Source organism: Gordonia sp. i37, from assembly GCF_002043085.1.
Classification (GTDB): Bacteria; Actinomycetota; Actinomycetes; order Mycobacteriales; family Mycobacteriaceae; genus Gordonia; species Gordonia polyisoprenivorans.
Genome location: NZ_MVPX01000108.1, coordinates 1 through 1,216, shown reverse-complemented (window position 1 = coordinate 1,216; position 1,216 = coordinate 1). Strand labels below are relative to the sequence as shown.

Genomic DNA, 1,216 nt, shown 5'->3' with positions numbered 1-1,216 from the left:
CCCCACCACACCGAAGAAGGTGCCGAGGGTGCCGCGGCATTCGCCGAGAAGCGCATGCCCGAATTCAACAAATTCGCCGCCATCTGAGCCCACCCCCGACTCCCCCGCACTCGACTCCCCACGAAGGACACACACCTCATGAGCAGCACCAACATCGCGGTCGTCACCGGCGCCGCCTCGGGTATCGGCAAGGCCATCGCACTGGCTTTCGCCGAACAGGGCACGACCGTCGTCGCCGCCGACCTCAATCTCGACGCCGCCAAACAGACCGCCGCGCAGAACCCCGCCATCGTGCCGATGAGTGTCGACGTCTCCGATCGCGCGCAGGTCGACGCTCTCCGTGAGGCAGTCAACACCGAGGTCGGCGTCCCGGACATCCTCGTCAATGCCGCGGGCTGGGACCGCACCGATCAATTCCTCAATGCCACACCGGAATTCGCCGAGAAGGTGGTGGCCATCAACTATCTCGGACCGGTGCACATGGCCAGCGCCTTCCTCCCCGGCATGGTCGAGGCGTCGGCGTCGGACGACTGGGCGGGCGGGCGCGTGATCAACCTCGCGTCCGACGCCGGGCGCGTCGGCAGTTCCGGAGAATCCATCTACGCCGGCGCCAAGGGCGGCGTCATCGCGCTCAGCAAGTCACTCGCCCGCGAGATGGCCCGACATCGGATCACCGTCAACGCGGTCTGCCCCGGACCCACCGACACCCCACTGTTCCAGGCACAGGACGAGAAACTCAAAGCCGCACTGATCAAGGCGATTCCGTTCCGCCGGCTCGCGCGCCCCGAAGAGGTCGCAGCGCCCGTGCTGTTCTTCGCCTCCCCCGCAGCGTCGTTCATCACCGGCCAGGTGATCAGCGTCAGCGGCGGATTGACCATGGCCGGCTGAGCAATTCACCGAGCACCGAAAGATCTGACATGAGCACCAGCACCGCGCCCCACGTCTACGACGCACATCAGTACCGTTCGTTCTTCGAGAACGAATTCACCTATCTGAACGGCTTCCGCCGCAACGTCTCCCGATATGCCGGCGGGGTCGCGATGATCGACCCCGTCACCGACACACAGTGGACCTATGCACAACTCGGGGCGGCCGTCGACGCACTGGCCGCCGGACTGGCGCACCGCGGCGTCGTCGACGGGGATGTGGTTGCCTACCAACTGTTCAACGGCCCGGAGTTCGCCCAGCTCTACCTCGCCACACAAGCCGCGGGGGC

Annotated in this window: 2 protein-coding genes; both read left to right on the top strand. The window is 66.2% G+C overall.

Annotated features, from left to right (window positions below; all coding sequences use genetic code 11):
- The first annotated feature begins 138 nt into the window (after positions 1-138).
- On the top strand, positions 139-888 hold the full coding sequence (locus tag B1964_RS04945) for an SDR family oxidoreductase (protein ID WP_014361261.1): 750 nt from the start codon (positions 139-141) through the stop codon (positions 886-888).
- Between the two features lie 29 nt (positions 889-917).
- A partial coding sequence (locus tag B1964_RS04940) for an AMP-binding protein (RefSeq protein ID WP_139765630.1) occupies positions 918-1,216 on the top strand: 299 nt, incomplete at its 3' end.

Excerpts from the sequence above, each read along its gene's own strand:
- B1964_RS04945 (WP_014361261.1), top strand. The coding sequence starts at position 139 with ATGAGCAGCACCAACATCGCGGTCGTCACCGGCGCCGCCTCGGGTATC.